The following is a 16,243-nucleotide window of genomic DNA, read 5'->3' as shown; positions in this document are numbered from 1 at the left end:
CGCCCGGGCGCCTTCCAGCGTCCCGGCGGAGCACCGGGCGGCGCCGGCGGCGCACGTCCCGGCTTCCAGCGCCCCGGTGGCGCGCCGGCCGGTGCCCCCGGTTTCGGCCCGCCCCGTCCGGCCGGTGGTGGCGGTGCAGGTGGCCGTGGCCGCGGCCCCGGCGGCGGAACCGCTGGTGCGTTCGGTCGCGGTGGCGGCAAGAACAAGGCTCGCAAGTCCAAGCGGACGAAGAGGGCAGAGTTCGAGCTGCGCGAGGCCCCGTCGCTGGGTGGCGTGAGCGTTCCCCGTGGCGACGGCGGAACCGTGGTGCGTCTGCGCCGCGGCGCGTCGATCACGGACTTCGCCGACAAGATCGACGCGAGCCCCGGAAACCTGGTTACCGTGCTGTTCCACCTCGGTGAAATGGCGACGGCGACGGAGTCCCTCGACGAGGCGACCTTCGACGTGCTCGGCAGCGAGCTCGGCTACAAGATTCAGATGGTCTCGCCCGATGACGAGGACCGCGAGCTTCTGCTTGCCTTTGACATCGACATCGACCAGGAGCTCGAAGACGAGACCGACGAAGAACTCTTCGCCCGGCCTCCAGTCGTCACGGTCATGGGTCACGTCGACCACGGTAAGACCGCGCTCCTCGACGCCATCCGCAACGCGAAGGTGGCCGCGGGCGAAGCCGGCGGAATCACCCAGCACATCGGTGCGTACCAGGTCGTCACCGAGCACGAGGGCATCGAACGCGCCATCACCTTCATCGACACACCTGGCCACGAGGCGTTCACCGCCATGCGTGCCCGTGGTGCGCAGGTCACCGACATCGCGATCCTCGTGGTCGCGGCGGACGACGGCATCATGCCGCAGACGATTGAGGCGCTCAACCACGCCCAGGCCGCCAACGTGCCGATCGTGGTCGCAGTGAACAAGATCGACAAGCCAGGCGCCAACCCGCAGAAGGTGCGCCAGCAGCTCACCGAATTCGGACTCGTCGCCGAGGAATACGGCGGAGACGTCATGTTCGTCGACGTGTCGGCCAAGCAGGGCATCGGCATCCAGGAAATCCTGAACGCCGTTCTGCTCACCGCAGACGCCGGCCTCGACCTGCGCGCCAACCCCGACAAGGACGCTCGCGGCGTGGCCATCGAGGCTCGCCTCGACAAGGGCCGCGGTGCCGTGGCAACCGTGCTCATCCAGTCGGGAACCCTGCACGTCGGAGACTCCATCGTGGCGGGAACGGCCTACGGCCGGGTTCGTGCGATGGCCGACGAGAACGGCGTCCCCGTGCTCGCCGCGACCCCGTCCAGGGCCGTCCAGGTTCAGGGCCTCTCCAGCGTTCCGCGCGCCGGTGACACCTTCCTCGTGATCGAGGAGGACCGCACCGCCCGTCAGATCGCCGAGAAGCGCGAAGCCGCCGAGCGCAACGCCCTGCTGGCCAAGGCCCGCAAGCGGATCAGCCTCGAGGACTTCACCCGTGCACTCGAAGAGGGCAAGGTCGAGTCGCTCAACCTCATCATCAAGGGTGACGTGTCCGGTGCTGTTGAAGCCCTGGAAGAGTCGCTCCTCAAGATCGAGGTCGACGATTCGGTTCAGCTGCGCATCATCCACCGCGGTGTCGGTGCGGTCACGGAGAGCGACGTCAACCTCGCCACCGTCGACAACGCCATCATCATCGGCTTCAACGTTCGCCCCGACACGAAGGCACGCGAACGCGCCGCCCGTGAAGGTGTGGACGTGCGCTTCTACTCCGTCATCTACAACGCACTCGAGGACATCGAGAACTCCCTCAAGGGAATGCTCAAGCCCGAGTTCGAAGAGGTGCAGAGTGGTGTCGCCGAGATCCGCGAGGTGTTCAGCTCCTCCAAGTTCGGGAACGTCGCCGGTGTCATCGTTCGCTCGGGTGTCATCACGAGGAACGCCAAGGCGCGGGTCATCCGCAACGGCATCGTCGTGGGAGACAACCTGGGCATCGAGTCGCTGCGCCGGTTCAAGGACGACGTCACCGAGGTCCGCACGGACTTCGAGTGTGGTATCGGCCTGGGCAAGTTCAACGACATCCAGATCGGTGACGAGATCGAGACGATCGAAATGAAGGAAAAGCCGCGGGTCTAGTCCTTCGCTGGTGGGTCTCCGCTCGATCCCCCCTAAAAAGGGAAGAGAGCGGGGACCCCTACCCCGATTCCCTTTTTAGGGGGGATCGAGCTGCGACAGCGTACCGCAGATACCGAACCGTCAGTCCGATGGTTGGGGAGAGCTAAGAGCGGCAGAAGTTTTTCGACAATAGGAGTAGTTACCATGGCAGATCCGGCACGCGCCAGGAAGATGGCCGACCGCATCAAGGTCATCGTGGCCAAACGGCTCGAACGCGGACTGCGTGACCCGCGGCTCGGTTTCGTGACGATCACGGATGTGAAGGTGACCGGGGACCTGCAGCACGCCTCGGTGTTCTACACCGTCTACGGCAACGCCGAGGAGCGCGCCGACAGCGCCGCAGCCCTCAAGGCGGCGACCGGGATGCTGCGCAGCGAGGTCGGCAAGAACATCACGGCCAGGCTCACCCCCTCCCTCGAATTCATCGCCGATGCCATCCCCGAGAACGCCGCGTTGATCGACGACCTGCTCCGGGAGGCGCGCGAGCGCGACACCGAGGTCGGCGAACTCGCCCGCACGGCCAAGTACGCCGGCGACGAGGACCCGTACGTCAAGCCCCGCGAATACGACGAGGATGACGACGCCGAAGACGAGGGCGACGACGAGGCTCCGGCCGCCCACGCGCACACCGAGGACCCGGCGAACTAGCGGCGAACCGGCGGCGAACCGGCCTACTCGGCCAGGTAGCGCACGAACCGGTATTCGATGCCGGTTCGCGAGGTGTGCCAGCCCTGGCCAGGGTCGACGGCGGCCCGCCGCCAGCCCGCCGGGAGGGCCGGCGCATCCGTGTCGCCGGTGTAGTCGGCGTTGATCTCGGTGACCTCGAGTACGTCTGCTGCGCCGATCGTGAGCGCGAAGATCTCCCGGCCGCCGATCACCCACGCGTCGGCGCCGGTCACGAGCGCCAGGGCGTCATCGATGGAGTGCGCCACCAGTGCGCCATCCGCCGCCCATCCTGGCTGGCGGGTGATCACGATGTTGGCGCGGCCGGGCAGCGGGCGGAACCGGGGCGGAAGCGAATCCCAGGTGCGCCGGCCCATCAGCACGGCGCCTCCGTTGGTCAGCGCCTTGAAATGGGCGAGATCCTCGGGGAGGTGCCACGGCATCGCGCCGTCGAACCCGATGACTCCGTTGCTGCTCTCGGCCCAGATCAGCCCGAGGGTCATACCGCGACCTGGCCCTTGATCGCCGGGTGATGCTGGTAGTTCTCCAGGACCAGGTCCTCGAAGGTGTAATCGAACAGGCTGTCCCGCGGGGTCTGGATGCGCAGGGTCGGCGCGGGGAAGGCACTGCGGGTCAGCTGCTCGGTGACCTGGGCGACGTGGTTGTCGTAGATGTGGCAGTCACCGCCGGTCCAGACGAACTCTCCAAGCTCCAGCCCGGCCTGGGCCGCGACGAGCTGGGTGAGCAGCGCGTAGCTGGCGATGTTGAACGGCACGCCGAGGAACAGGTCGGCGCTGCGCTGGTACAACTGGCAGGAGAGCTTGCCGTCGGCGACGTAGAACTGGAACAGGGCGTGGCAGGGGGCCAGGGCCATTCTCGGGATGTCCGCGACGTTCCAGGCCGAGACGATCATCCGGCGGGAGTCGGGGTCGGTGCGGAGCGTGTCGATGACCTGGGCGAGCTGGTCGATGCTCTCCCCGGATGCTGTCGGCCAGGATCGCCACTGCACTCCGTAGACCGGTCCGAGGTCGCCGTTCGCGTCGGCCCACTCGTTCCAGATGGTCACGCCGTGGTCGCGGAGCCAGTTCACGTTGCCGTCGCCGCGAAGGAACCAGAGCAGCTCGTAGGCGATCGACGGGAAGTGAACCCGCTTCGTCGTGACCAGAGGGAAACCGGCGGCCAGGTCGAAGCGCAGCTGGCGGCCGAAGACGCTCCTGGTGCCCGTGCCGGTGCGGTCGGCCTTGGCCGTCCCGTTGGCGAGCGTGTCGCGGAGGAGGTCTTCATACGGAGTCGGGATCGAAGCAGTCATCGCTACGATCGTACGGTCTTCCGGGCGAATTCGCCGCACGCCGGCGCGGTCGACGCGCGCGCGGATTCCGGCCGGGCGGTCACTGGTGCGGCAGGGTGTAGCCGTCGTCGCCGTGGCGCACCGCGAGCCCGTCGGAGAGCAGGCCGGCCAGTGCGCGCCGGCGCTGGGGCGGATCCGGCCACAGTCCATCGATCTCGGCGTCGGTCACGGGTCGGTGGGTGGCCCGGAGCTCGGCCATCACCAGGCCGCGCACCTGGCGGTCGCTGCCCGCGAACTTCTTCTGCACGGCCTTGCGCGGCCCGTCGTAGGCGGGGGATCCGGCGCCCACCCACGCGCAGTCCTCCCGGATCGGGCAGGCGTCGCACCGGGGATTCCTGGCCGTGCAGACCACGGCGCCGAGTTCCATGATCGCGGCGTTGAACGCGGCGGCCTCGGCGCGGTCCGCCGGCAGCAGCGCGCTCATCGCGTCGAGGTCGCGGGTGCGGGAGGGCGGTGCGGGCTCGGCGTGGCCGGCGACCGCACGGGCGATCACCCGGCGGGTGTTGGTGTCGACGACCGGATGCCGGTGGCCGTAGGCGAAGGCGGCAACGGCACGCGCGGTGTAGTCGCCGACCCCGGTGAGTGCCAGCAGGGCGTCGACGTCCTCGGGTACGACGCCGTCGTGGCGCCGGGTGATCTCCACCGCCGCGGCGTGCAGCCAGAGGGCGCGCCGCGGGTAGCCGAGGCTCGCCCAGGCGCGCACGGCCTCGCCGGGCGGCACGGCGGCGAGATCGGCCGGTGTCGGCCAGCGTTCGAGCCAGTCCTCCAGCCGGGGGATGACCCGGCTGACCGGGGTCTGCTGCAGCATGAACTCGCTGACCAGGGTGCCCCAGGCCGTGAAGCCGTCGCGTCGCCACGGGAGGTCCCGGCCGTTGGCCCTGAACCAGGCCGTGATCGCGGGGACGATGCGTCTCGCCAGGGCTGTGACCTTCACGCTTTCTAACCTAGGGTCGATCCATGAAGCTTGTCTCCACACCCCGCACCGAATTCCTCCGCGACCTTGCCTCAGAGATCCTCGGCCTCTACGGGCGGGGACGCACCGTCGTGGCCGTGGACGGCACGGACGACGCGGCCCGCACGGCGTTCGCCGATGACCTGGCCGCCGTGCTGATCGAGCGCGAGCACCCGGCATTCCGTGCGTCGCTGGCCAACTTCCGGCGCTCACGGGTCGAGCAGGAACGATTCGGCCCCGAGTCCCCTGAACGGCTCTTCCGGCACCTCTACGACTTCTCGCTGCTGCGCCGGGTGCTGCTCGACCCGTTCCGGATGGGCGGAAGCACCGGGTTCGTGACCCGGGCGTTCGACCCGGACCGGGACACCTGGATCGAGCCGACCTGGCTGACCGGGCCGCCGGACTCCACCCTGGTCATCGACGGCGATTACCTGAACCGGTCGGAGCTGCGCGACCTCTGGCAGTACAGCGTGCTCGTCGAAACGGCGGACGAGGCCGCCGACACCCTCAGCGTCGTCCCGATCGATGACGCCGGCGAGGTGCACGGTCCGGAAGATCGCGCCGCCGAGCAGGCCCAGGCCGACCGGCTCTACCGCACCGAGGTGCGACCGCGCAGCCGGGCCGCCGCCGTCGTCGACCTCACCGACCCGGCCCGGCCGCAGCGCAGGTTCTTCGACAGCTGCTGATGCGGACGCACCGGGCTCGGCGCGGGTCAGCGCGAGACGCCGGTCAGCGCAACGAGAGAGTAGCGAAGCGCGCACAGACCTCGGCCGGCGTGAGAGCGCTGCCCGAGGTCTCGACCTCATGCACCAGGGCCGTGAGCAGCACGTTCACCGGCGAGGCCAACCCGGCCAGCCCGGCCTCGCGCACGACGGCGCCGTTCAGGAAGTCGATCTCGGTGCGCTGGCCGCGCCTCAGGCTCTGCAGGGTGGAGCCGAGGTTCGGCACGTCGCCCATCCGCGCCCGCATCATCCTGGGCAGCGCCTGCCCCAGCGCCAGCGGCAGCCGTGAGAACAGGCGCAGCCTGGCGTCGCCGAGTCCCTGCAGCGCCCCGAACCGCACCCCGCGCCTCATTCCCACCCGCACGGTCTCGCGCATGCTGGCCGTCAGCACCCGGCGGAGGCCGGGATGGTCGACGACCTCCTGCACGCTGAGGCCGGTGATGGCCGGCAGCGAATTGAGCATGTTCACGACGAGCTTCGTCCACTGCGCCCCGACGAAGTTGTCGATCACCCTCGTGGGCACGGCCTCGGCCAGCACGTCCCGCCACCGGGCGGCCTGGGCGTCGGCGGGGCCGGAGCCGCGGCCGAGGTAGGTCGGCGCCGGGGTGGTGATGGTCACCCGGCCGGGCGACGTGTAGTTCGCGGCGATGATCGACAGGGCGCCGAAGCATTCCGAGCGCGGCAGCAGCCGGGACGCCGTGGCCACCCCGTCGAGACCGTTCTGCACGACGATCACGGGGGAGCCGTCGAGAACGGCCGCGTTGCCTGCGATGGCGGCGGCCGCATCCTGCGCCTTGGTGCAGACCAGGGTGAGCTCGGGCGTTTCGACGAGGCGTTCCAGGGCCGTCGGGCGGGCGTGCGCCTCGCCGAAACCGCCGGTGAGACGGATGCCGTCTGCCCGGATGGCGGCCAGCCCGGCCCCGCGCGCCGTCACCGTCACGTCATGACCGGCCCGGGCCAGCAGAGTGGCGAAGGTGCCGCCGAGGGCGCCTGTTCCGATTACCGCGATCTTCATGGCCCCAGCCTAGGTCGCGCCGTGTGGGCGGAGCGCCGCCGGAATGGCGGCTACCATGACTAGGTGAGCGACGATTCCGGGCAGCCAGGCAACGGGCCGCAGGCTAAGCCACGGCGGATGAGCGGCTCCGCCAGCGGGCTGGTGCTCATCGACAAACCGCAGGGCTGGACCAGCCATGACGCCGTCGCCCGCACCCGCCGCCTCGCCGGCACCCGCAAGGTGGGCCACGCCGGCACGCTCGACCCGATGGCCACCGGCCTCCTCATCCTGGGCATCAACAGCTCGACCCGGCTGCTCACCTATGTCGTCGGCCTGGACAAGGAATACCTCGCCACAATCAGGCTGGGCGCCGCCACCACGACCGACGACGCCGAGGGCGAGGAGCTCGGCCGGGCCCCCGCCGCCGCCGTCGCGGCGATCACGACCGAGGCCGTCGCCGCCGGGATCCTGGCGCTCACCGGCGACATCAGCCAGCAGCCGAGCGCCGTGAGCGCCATCAAGGTCGACGGAGTCCGTGCCTACGCACGCGTGCGCGCCGGTGAGGACGTCGACCTCCCGTCCCGCCCGGTCACCGTGAGCGCGTTCGAGCTGTTCGAGGCGACCCCCGTCGACGGTTTCCTCGACCTCACCGTGCGGGTGGAATGCTCGTCCGGCACCTACATCCGTGCCCTCGCCCGCGACCTCGGCGCCGATCTCGGCGTCGGCGGCCACCTCACCAGCCTCCGCCGCACCCGGATCGGCCCGTTCCGGATCGACGAGGCCGGCCCCCTGGCCGAACTCGACGTGGCCACGGCCCTGATCGGACCGGCGGCGGCGGCAACGCGCATCCTCGGCCGGCTCGACCTCACCGAGCAGCAGACCATCGACCTCGGCCACGGCAAGCGCATCGACGTGGGCGCTGACCCGGACCCCAGCCAGGCCGGACCGGTCGCGGCCATCGCCCCCGACGGGCGGCTGGTCGGCCTGGTCGAGTTCCGCGGCGGACAGGCCAAGTCCATCGTCAACTTCCCGCCGGACGAGGCATCGGCCCCCGCAGCCTCGGCTGCGGCCCTCCCCGGCACGGATGGCGCCGCGTGATCGAGTGGTTCGCCTGGGTCCAGGTCGCGATCGCCGTCGGCGGCGGCCTGCTCTGCATCGGCCTCGGGCTGCTCGGCCGCAAGCCCACCGACCTGTCGATGGGAGCGGCCGCCCTCGTCGAACTGCTGCTCCTGGCGCAACTCGTCGTGGCGATCGTCGCCCCGTTCACGGGCAACACCGCCAGCGGGAGCCTGCTCGAGTTCTACACCTACCTGGTCAGCGCGCTCCTGGTGCCCGTCGCCGCGGCGATCTGGGCCTTGATCGAGCGCAGCCGGTGGAGCACGGTCATCCTCGGCGCAGCCTGCCTGGCCGTCGCCGTCATGCTCTACCGGATGCTGCAGATCTGGACGGTGCAGGGCCTGTGAGAAAGCGCCCATCGGATGCTGCGATAATTACGAAGCCATGACTGGACCCCAGAACGAAGCCGACATGAAGACCGCCGTGGATGCCCCGACCCGACGGGTGACCGGCATCGGCCGGGTGCTGATCGCCGTGTACGGTCTCCTGGCGCTCGCCGCCACCGGCCGGTCGTTCGTGCAGATCGCGGAGAGTTTCGCGGACGCTCCACTGTCATATTCCCTCTCCGCCCTCGCCGCGGTCGTCTACATCGTCGCCACGATCGCCCTCGTCCGGAGCGGGCGCGGCTGGTACCGGGTCGCCTGGATCACGATCGGCTTCGAACTGCTCGGTGTGCTCGTGATCGGCACGCTCAGCCTCGTCGAACCCGCGCTGTTCCAGCACAAGACCGTGTGGTCGGTGTTCGGGCGCGGCTACGGCTTCGTGCCCCTGGTGCTTCCGCTGCTGGGCATGTGGTGGCTCGCCCGTCGGGCTCCGGGCCGCGCATGAAGATCATCAGGGGACTCAACAGGATTCCGGCCGACTGGCCGGCCTCCGCCGTGAGCATCGGCAAGTTCGACGGTGTGCACGCCGGTCACCGGGCCGTCATCGCCGAGTTGAAGGCCCTCGCCGACGCCGAGGGGCTGGCCTCGGTTGTGGCCACCTTCGACCGGCATCCACTCGCCCTGCTGGCGCCGCCTGAATGCCCGCAGGCCCTGATCAGCACCGAGCAGAAACTGAATCTCCTCGGCGAGACCGGCGTCGACGCCGTGCTCGTGCTCGAGTTCAACGAGGCGCTCGCCGCCCTCCCGGCAGAGGAGTTCATCGACTCCGTGCTGGTCAAGGGCCTGCACGCGAAGCACGTCCTCGTCGGCCGGGACTTCCGGTTCGGCGCCCGCGCCGCCGGCGACGTGCACCTGCTCCAGCGTCTCGGTGCCGCGGACGGGTTCGACGTGCGCCTCATCGACGATGTGAAGCCCGACAGCATCCGCCGGGTGTCGTCGACCTGGATCCGGGAGTTGCTCGCCCACGGCGACGTGCTCGCCGCCACCGGTCTGCTCGGTCACGTGCCGACGGTTCGCGGCGAGGTCGTGCACGGCGCGGCCAGGGGGCGGGAACTCGGCTTCCCGACCGCGAACCTGTCACCGGAGTCCGAGGGGCTCATCCCGGCCGACGGCGTCTACGCCGGCTGGCTGACGGATGCCGGGGTGCGCTACCCGGCGGCGATCTCGGTGGGCAACAACCCCACCTTCGACGGTGTGGCCCAGAAGCAGGTCGAAGCCTATGTGCTCGACCGGGAGATCGACCTCTACGACCACGTCGTGGACGTGTCGTTCGTGGACCGGATTCGCGGCATGGTCGCCTTCACGGGCATCGAGCCGTTGATCGTGCAGATGCGCGACGACGTCGAACGCGTGCGCCACCTGCTGTCCTGAGCTGCCGCCGTTCCGCGGCTGCCTGATCTCGACCGGGTCGCCCGCCGTCGCCGCGCCGGTTTCGGCAGGGCGCGCCCGCGCCCGCGGTCGCGCCCTGCCGAAGCGGGCGCGGTCAGGTCCTTTCCGTCCAGACGGTGATCGAGCTTGTCGCGGTGATCGAGCTTGTCGAGATCAGGGCGCCGGAGCTAGGCCGAGGCGCGCCGCCCGCCCGGAGTGAAGCCCTCCCGGCCGAACAGGAACAGCACGATGTCTTCGGCGGTGCCCTCGAACGGAGATCCCCGGCCGACGCGCCAGAGCGCATCCGTTGCGACCAGGGTTCGCCGGCGCAGAACGGCCTTGACCGGGGTGGGCGCGATCAGCGCGCGGCGGAGCGCCACCGCTCCGGTCACGGTCGGCGCCACCGGCAAGGGGAGGTCCAGCGCGCGGCCGATGTCGAAGCCGTGAACGACGGCCTCCGTCAACTCGGTGACGCCATGGCGGCCGACACCCGCCAGTCGGTCGGCGGCGATCCGGCGCAGCGCGGCGACGAGCGCTGCCGGCTCCGCCTTCGCCGCGGCCCGGCTGAGCACATCGATCCCGCGGTTCGGATTCAGGAACCGACCGTCCAGCATCGCTCGGCCCAGGCTGCGCACCAACTCCGTGTTCGTGACGCCGAGCCGCCAGACCAGGTGGCCGGCGACATCGCGCACCCGCCACTCGCCGCACAGGCTCGGCGCCTCCCACTGCTCGGGGCTGAGCCCGGCCAGGAGATCGGCGACGGCCGTCAGGGTCTCCGCGAGTGGCATGCTCCAGTCGGAACCGGCCCCTGACTCATCGACGGCCGGACGTTGACTGAACGGCAGGTACTTCGTGAATTCCGGCATGGTGTCCAGCCTAGACTTGCCCGGTGATCGACACCCCGAAGCGGCAGAGTGCCGGGCGCGCCCTCGCCCTGGTCGGGATCGTCCTGGTGGCGGCCAACCTTCGCACGGCCGTCGCCGCCCTGTCGCCGATCGTGACCCAGGTGAGCGCCGACATCCCGCTCGGAGCGGTCTTCATCGGAGTGCTCGGCATGCTTCCCCCCGTGTGCTTCGCGGTCTTCGGCATCTTCGCCCCGGTCTTCACCCGGCGCCTCGGCCTCGAACCGGTATTGATCCTCGCCCTGGCGGCGATGGTGCTCGGGCACCTGGCGAGGGGGCTCTCCGGTTCGCTCAGCTGGCTCATCATCGGCAGTGTGATCACCTTCGCCGGAATGGGCGTCGGCAACATCCTGCTGCCCCCGCTGGTCAAACGGTACTTCCCCGACCGGGTGGGCCTGGTCACCTCGTTGTACGTGACCGTGATGTCGCTCAGCACGCTGCTGCCGCCGCTGGTGGCCGTGCCGGTCGCGGATGCCGCGGGCTGGCGGGTTTCCCTCGGCATGTGGCTGGCCCCGGCCCTGGTCGCGCTGCTGCCCTGGCTCACGCTGCTGCTGCGGGAGCGGGGACTGGCACGTTCACGCGCCGCACCCGTCGTCGAGGAGGCCGAGCCGGCGCTGCTCGGCCGGATCTGGCGCTCGTCGATCGCCTGGGCCATTGCCGTCGTGTTCGCCACGTCATCGCTCAACGCCTACGCGATGTTCGCCTGGTTGCCGCAACTTCTCATCCAGTCCGCCGGTGTGACGCCGGGGCAGGCCGGGACCCTGCTGTCCCTCTATGCGGCCGTGGGCCTGCCCTGCGCGCTGGTCATTCCCTCCCTCACCGTGCGGATGAGGAATCCCGGCCTGCTCGTCTACGCCGGCATGGTCGCCTTCGTCGCCGGCGACCTGGGGCTCCTGCTCGCCCCGTCGACCCTGACCTTCCTCTGGGTCGGTCTGGCCGGGCTGGGACCGCTCCTGTTCCCGCTCGCGCTGGTGCTGATCAACCTGCGCACCCGCAGCCATGAGGGAGCCGTCGCGCTGAGCGGGTTCGTGCAGGGCGTCGGCTACACCCTGGGCGCCCTCGGCCCGCTGGTGGTCGGCGTGCTGCACCAGCTCACCGGTGGCTGGCAATGGCCGCTCATCTTCCTGATCGCGACCGGCCTCGCGATCAGCCTGGCGGGCGCTGTGATCTCCCGCCCGCACCTGCTCGAGGACGACCTGCGCGCCACACGCTGACCCAGGCCGGCCGGAGCCGCCGGCCTCAGGGAACCAGCCCGGTGCCGGTCACCGTGCCGGTCACGGCGACCTCGGCAGCCGCGTCCTCGTCGTCCCGGCGCATCGCCGGTAGGGCGATCGTGGCGAGCAGGCCGAGCAGGATGATGCCGGCCGCGCTCAGGGTGGTGATCCGGGCTGCCCCGACCATCGCCGTCTCGGCCGCGACCTGGGCGGCGGGTCCGTTCGGCAGTGCACCGAGTTCGGGGATGGCTGCCCCGGCCGAACCCTTGACGATGCCCACGATCTGCTGCTGGGCCGCATTGTCGAGGCCCGGCACCGAGCGGAGATTGTCGGTGGTGGCCGCGGCGAGAGTGGAGACCAGCAGAGTGCCGAGCAGGGCGATTCCGAGCGCCGACCCCAGCTGCCGCACGGTGCTCTGCAGCCCGGACGCCTGCCCGCTCTGGCTGACCGGCACGTCGGCGAGGATCACGCTGGTCAGCTGGGCCGTGGCCATGCCCACGCCGGAGCCGTAGACGAAGAGCCAGGCCGCCAGGACCCAGCCGTTGGCGGTGAGGCTGATGCTCAGTCCCAGGCCGGTGATGGCGACGGCCTCGAGGAAGAGGCCGATCCGCACGACGGCGCGACCGCCGAGCCGGCGGGTGAGCTGTGGTGTGCCGCCCGAGATGAGGAACGTGCCCACCGCGAGGGCGAGGATGAGCAGCCCGGTGTCCAGGGCGGTGTAGCCGAGCGCGCCCTGCAGGAACAAAGGCAGGGCGAAGAGCATGCCGAATTCGCCGAGGGCGACGACCAGCGCCGCGATGCTGCCGTAGCGGAAACTGCGGATGCCGAACAAGGTCAGGTCGAGCAGCGCCGGCCTGTGCGAGCGGGCGCGAGAGCGCTCGACGAGCACGAACGCGGTGAGCATGGCAAGGCCGAGCGCGAAGGCCACCGGCACGGGCGACACCGACCAGGACCAGCTGAAACCGCCGAGAGTGAGCGGCTCGGTGGTGGTCCACCAGCCGTAACGCTGGCCCTCGATCAACCCGAAGACCACGGCGCCGAGACCGAGGATCGAGAACACCACGCCCGCGGCGTCCGCACCGCGTTCGGCGTGAGGGTCCGTGGTCTCCGGCACCCAGAGCAGGGTGCCGACCAGCACGATGATCGTGATCGGGATGTTGATCAGGAAAGCCCAGCGCCAGCTGAAGTCGGTCGTCAGCCAGCCGCCGACGAGCGGTCCGACGGCTGCCATCCCGCCGATGGTCGAGCCCCAGATCGCGAAGGCGATCCCGCGTTCGCGCCCGGTGAACAGCGCGTTGATCGTCGAGAGGGTGGCCGGCAGGATCATGGCGCCGCCGGCGCCCTGGAGCAGCCTGGCCATGATCAGCGTCGTGGCGGAGTCGGACAGCGATGCCAGCAGGCTCGCGACGCCGAACACGACGATGCCCACGATGAGGAGGCGCCGCCGGCCGAAGATGTCCCCGATCCGGCCGACGGTGATCAGCAACGCCGCGAAGACCAGGGCGTAGACCGAGTTGACCCACTCGGCGTCGGAAGCGGTCAGGTTGATGTCCCGGATGAGGACCGGGAGCACGACGTTCACAACGGTCGCGTCCATGATGATCACGGACACGGCCAGGGCGATGATCGGCATGGCCTTCCACCGCTTCGGATTCAGTGTGGTGCCCTGGCGTGCGTCGGTCACGATGGTTCCCCGCTTCTCTCGGTCTTGCTGACACTTATGTCAGTATCATAGACCGCGCAGCGAGTGGCTCGTACACTGGATCACCGGCGGAACAGCCGGACGAGGGGATGCCATGCCGAAGATCGCAGCGCCGAGTGTCGCTGAGCATCGACTGCGCCAGCGGGACGCGTTGCTCCGCGCCGCCACCGAGCTCCTCGTCACCGGGGGAGTGAGCGCCGTGACTCCCGCGGCCGTCGGTGCCGCCGCCGGGCTGTCCCGGCCCGGCGTCTATCAATACTTCTCCTCCGGAGCCGACATCCTCGCCGCGGTGATCGAGGACGCGTTCCCGCGCGCCAATGAGTCGCTGCGGAACGCGCTCGACGGGGTGGCCGGGCCGGAACGGAGACTCGAGACCTATCTGCGCGAGACGCTGCGCCTGGCCGCCGAAGGTGCGCACCGCCCGGCCGCGGCGCTCGCCGCGGCGCTCGCCGCGGCGCAGCTTCCCGCCGAGTGCCTGGCCAGGCTGGGGGAACTGCACCGGGAGCAGGCGGCCCCGTTCCTGGCCGCGCTGGAAGAGCTCGAGGTGCCTGAGCTGCAGCTCACCGCGCGGCTCCTGGCCGGAGTGATCGAGGCCGCGATGGGCGCGATCGACACGGGCGCGCCCCTCGCCCTGGTCACGGAGCACACGCTCGCGCTGGTTCGCTTCGCCGTGGCGCCCCGACCGTAGTCAGTCGACTGCCGTTGCTGCGCCCGGAGGATCAGGCGACGAGGGCGGCCCGGTGGATGAGGGCGGCGGCGCCGATCAGAGGGCCGTCCCCGGAGAGGGCGGACGGCACCACCCGCACCCGCCGCGCGAACTCGAAGACCGTCCGTTCGTCGACCGCCGCGCGCACGAAGTCGAACAGGTCGGGCGTCACGTGCGAGAAGCCGCCGCCGATGGCGACGACGTCGAGGTCGACGAGGTTGGTGGCCGAGGCGATGGCCTGGCCGATCGCGCGGCCGGCGCGGCGCACGGCGGCCACGGCGACCGGGTCTCCGTCGGCGTAGGAGGCCGAGAGCTCCTCGCCGGTCGTGCCGGACCAGCCCTGGGTCCTGGCCCAGGCCACGGTGCGGGGGCCGGATGCGACGGCCTCCAGGCAGCCGATCCCGCCGCAGGCGCACCGGTCGTCGAAACCGCCGACCTCGATGTGGCCGATGTGGCCGGCGTTTCCGCTCGGCCCGGACACCGTGGTGCCGCCGAGGATGAGGCCGCCGCCGACGCCGGTGGACACCACCATGCCCATCAGGCCGTCCACGCCCTGTCCTGCCCCGAGCCAGTGCTCGGCCAGCGTGATGCACAGGCCGTCCAGCCGCACCCGCACCGAGACATCCGGGACCAGGCGTTCGACCAGGTCCCGGAGCGGATACCCGCGCCAGGCCGGGAGATTCAGCGGCGAGACGGCCCCGTCGGCCACGGCGATCGGCCCGGCGCTGCCGATGCCGACGCCGGCCAGGTCCGACCCGGCCGGCAGCCCGGCGAGGGCGCGGCCGACGACCGACTCGACCGCGTCGGCGAGCTGCTCGCTCGTGGCCGTTGGTCCGGTGGGGGAGCGATGCCGGCTGGACGCGAGGACGGCGCCGTGGTCGTCGACCAGGGCGGCCTCGACCTTGGTGCCGCCGAGGTCGACGGCGAGCGCGTAGGTGGGGGACATGATCCGAGCCTAGATCGTGACATCGGTTCGCCCGACTGCTCAGATGAGCAAGATTCCAAGCAGATGTTGATCGGGGCGGGACAGCAACCTAGGCTGGTCTCAAATCGGATGGAGCGCACCAGGGTGATCGACACTGACGAACTGCTGTCAATTCGTGCCGCCGAGCTGTACTACGAGGAGAACAAGACGCAGGACGAGATCGGCACCCTCCTCCGTCTCACCCGGTGGAAGGTGGGCCGGCTGCTCGCCCAGGCCAAGGCCAGCGGGTTCATCCGGATCGAGATCGTGCACCCCCGCGCCCGTCGGCTCTCCGTCGAGCGCAGGCTCCGGGAGGCGACCGGCCTGACGGATGCGATCGTGGTCTCCTCGGCGGGCGTCGCCAGCGACGAGGAACTGCAGTCCCGCACCGCCCAGGCCGCCGCCGACTACCTGACCGGCCTCCGCCCGGTGCCCCGCACCCTCGGGATCAGCTGGGGCCGCACCCTGCACGAGGTCGCCCTGCACCTCAAGCAGGGCTGGGCGCACGGGGTGAACGTCGTGCAGATCAACGGCGGCGTCAGCCTCAACCGTCGCGCCGGGACCGCCGCGGCGACAGCGGTGAACATCGCACACAAGGCGGCCGGCGCGGCCACGCTGCTGCCGAGCCCGGCCATCCTCGAACGCCTCGAGACGAAACAGGCGATCGAGTCCGACCGTGCCGTCGCCGCCGTGCTGAACCTCGCCACCGCGGCTTCGGCCTACCTCTTCAGCGCCGGACAGGCCGACGAGAACTCGGCGCTGGTCGACAGCGGCTACCTCACCGTGGAGCAGGTCGCCGAACTCGTCCGAAAGGGCGCCGTCGGCGACATCGTGGGCCGGTACATCGACAGCAACGGCAACATCGTCGACCCGGAACTCGACGGGCGCACCGTGGGCATCCAGCTCGAGCACTTGCGCCAGGCGAAGACGGCGATCGCCGTGATCGCCGGCGGATCGAAGCACGCCATCGCCCGCGCCATTGTCGGCAGCGGGCTCTGCACCGTCCTGGTGACCGACGAAGACACCGCCCTCGCCATCCTCGGCGACGAAGCTTGACCAACCCAAACCGC

17 protein-coding genes are annotated in these 16,243 nt (G+C 70.5%); 10 read left to right on the top strand and 7 right to left on the bottom strand.

Annotated features, from left to right (window positions below; all coding sequences use genetic code 11):
* Together infB and rbfA are read left to right on the top strand one after the other, a co-directional pair.
* A partial coding sequence (infB, locus tag E3O48_RS13945; protein ID WP_134539601.1) for a translation initiation factor IF-2 occupies positions 1–2,100 on the top strand: 2,100 nt, incomplete at its 5' end.
* Positions 2,101–2,283: 183 nt separating this feature from the next.
* Entirely contained in the window at positions 2,284–2,787 is a 504-nt protein-coding gene (gene rbfA / locus E3O48_RS13940) for a 30S ribosome-binding factor RbfA (RefSeq protein WP_134539599.1), read from the top strand.
* Positions 2,788–2,810: 23 nt separating this feature from the next.
* Here the strand turns inward: rbfA and E3O48_RS13935 are convergent, their stop codons facing one another.
* The 3 genes from E3O48_RS13935 to E3O48_RS13925 all read right to left on the bottom strand — a co-directional run bounded on the left by E3O48_RS13935 (position 2,811) and on the right by E3O48_RS13925 (position 5,084).
* Positions 2,811–3,305 (bottom strand): dihydrofolate reductase, encoded by a 495-nt coding sequence (locus tag E3O48_RS13935; protein ID WP_134539597.1) that lies wholly within the window; start codon positions 3,303–3,305, stop codon positions 2,811–2,813.
* Positions 3,302–4,111: a thymidylate synthase gene (locus E3O48_RS13930; RefSeq protein ID WP_134506281.1), complete on the bottom strand. Its 810-nt coding sequence runs from the start codon at positions 4,109–4,111 to the stop codon at positions 3,302–3,304. Before E3O48_RS13930 ends, E3O48_RS13935 begins: the two co-directional genes overlap by 4 nt.
* A gap of 79 nt (positions 4,112–4,190) precedes the next feature.
* Positions 4,191–5,084, bottom strand: a complete 894-nt coding sequence (locus E3O48_RS13925) for an A/G-specific adenine glycosylase (protein WP_241982540.1) — start codon at positions 5,082–5,084, stop codon at positions 4,191–4,193.
* Between the two features lie 23 nt (positions 5,085–5,107).
* On the opposite strand from E3O48_RS13925, the gene E3O48_RS13920 reads away from it, so the two are divergent.
* Positions 5,108–5,788, top strand: a complete 681-nt coding sequence (locus E3O48_RS13920) for a uridine kinase (protein WP_241982539.1) — start codon at positions 5,108–5,110, stop codon at positions 5,786–5,788.
* Between the two features lie 43 nt (positions 5,789–5,831).
* Here the strand turns inward: E3O48_RS13920 and E3O48_RS13915 are convergent, their stop codons facing one another.
* Complete coding sequence (locus E3O48_RS13915) at positions 5,832–6,839, bottom strand: ketopantoate reductase family protein (protein WP_134539591.1); 1,008 nt, start codon at positions 6,837–6,839, stop codon at positions 5,832–5,834.
* A 117-nt stretch (positions 6,840–6,956) separates the two neighbouring features.
* On the opposite strand from E3O48_RS13915, the gene truB reads away from it, so the two are divergent.
* The 4 genes from truB to E3O48_RS13895 are packed head-to-tail and all read left to right on the top strand — an operon-like array spanning position 6,957 to position 9,688.
* Positions 6,957–7,916 (top strand): tRNA pseudouridine(55) synthase TruB, encoded by a 960-nt coding sequence (gene truB / locus E3O48_RS13910; RefSeq protein ID WP_134539687.1) that lies wholly within the window; start codon positions 6,957–6,959, stop codon positions 7,914–7,916.
* On the top strand, positions 7,913–8,281 hold the full coding sequence (locus E3O48_RS13905; protein ID WP_134506291.1) for a hypothetical protein: 369 nt from the start codon (positions 7,913–7,915) through the stop codon (positions 8,279–8,281). The genes truB and E3O48_RS13905 overlap by 4 nt, the downstream gene beginning before the upstream one ends.
* A gap of 37 nt (positions 8,282–8,318) precedes the next feature.
* Positions 8,319–8,762: a hypothetical protein gene (locus tag E3O48_RS13900; protein WP_134539589.1), complete on the top strand. Its 444-nt coding sequence runs from the start codon at positions 8,319–8,321 to the stop codon at positions 8,760–8,762.
* Positions 8,759–9,688, top strand: a complete 930-nt coding sequence (locus tag E3O48_RS13895) for a bifunctional riboflavin kinase/FAD synthetase (RefSeq protein WP_134506295.1) — start codon at positions 8,759–8,761, stop codon at positions 9,686–9,688. Before E3O48_RS13900 ends, E3O48_RS13895 begins: the two co-directional genes overlap by 4 nt.
* Before the next feature lie 185 nt (positions 9,689–9,873).
* On the opposite strand, the gene E3O48_RS13890 is transcribed toward E3O48_RS13895, so the two are convergent.
* Positions 9,874–10,551 carry a maleylpyruvate isomerase family mycothiol-dependent enzyme gene (locus E3O48_RS13890; RefSeq protein ID WP_134539587.1) on the bottom strand — a complete coding sequence of 226 codons (678 nt, stop codon included), beginning with the start codon at positions 10,549–10,551 and terminating at the stop codon, positions 9,874–9,876.
* 23 nt (positions 10,552–10,574) lie between these two features.
* Here E3O48_RS13890 and E3O48_RS13885 point away from each other — a divergent pair, with 23 nt between their 5' ends.
* A complete protein-coding gene (locus E3O48_RS13885; protein ID WP_134509781.1) occupies positions 10,575–11,801 on the top strand; it encodes an MFS transporter in 1,227 nt (408 codons plus the stop codon).
* A gap of 25 nt (positions 11,802–11,826) precedes the next feature.
* Here the strand turns inward: E3O48_RS13885 and E3O48_RS13880 are convergent, their stop codons facing one another.
* Positions 11,827–13,485 (bottom strand): MFS transporter, encoded by a 1,659-nt coding sequence (locus E3O48_RS13880; RefSeq protein ID WP_370250052.1) that lies wholly within the window; start codon positions 13,483–13,485, stop codon positions 11,827–11,829.
* A 112-nt stretch (positions 13,486–13,597) separates the two neighbouring features.
* Here E3O48_RS13880 and E3O48_RS13875 point away from each other — a divergent pair, with 112 nt between their 5' ends.
* Entirely contained in the window at positions 13,598–14,191 is a 594-nt protein-coding gene (locus E3O48_RS13875) for a TetR/AcrR family transcriptional regulator (protein ID WP_134539585.1), read from the top strand.
* A gap of 31 nt (positions 14,192–14,222) precedes the next feature.
* On the opposite strand, the gene E3O48_RS13870 is transcribed toward E3O48_RS13875, so the two are convergent.
* Positions 14,223–15,155, bottom strand: coding sequence for an ROK family protein (locus E3O48_RS13870; protein ID WP_134539583.1), 933 nt, complete (start codon positions 15,153–15,155; stop codon positions 14,223–14,225).
* 123 nt (positions 15,156–15,278) lie between these two features.
* On the opposite strand from E3O48_RS13870, the gene E3O48_RS13865 reads away from it, so the two are divergent.
* Positions 15,279–16,229 (top strand): sugar-binding transcriptional regulator, encoded by a 951-nt coding sequence (locus E3O48_RS13865; RefSeq protein WP_134509776.1) that lies wholly within the window; start codon positions 15,279–15,281, stop codon positions 16,227–16,229.
* Positions 16,230–16,243: the final 14 nt, after the last annotated feature.

This window comes from Cryobacterium sp. HLT2-28, assembly GCF_004402495.1.
GTDB classification, from domain to species: Bacteria; Actinomycetota; Actinomycetes; order Actinomycetales; family Microbacteriaceae; genus Cryobacterium; species Cryobacterium mannosilyticum.
This window is presented reverse-complemented; position numbering and strand designations above follow the sequence as displayed.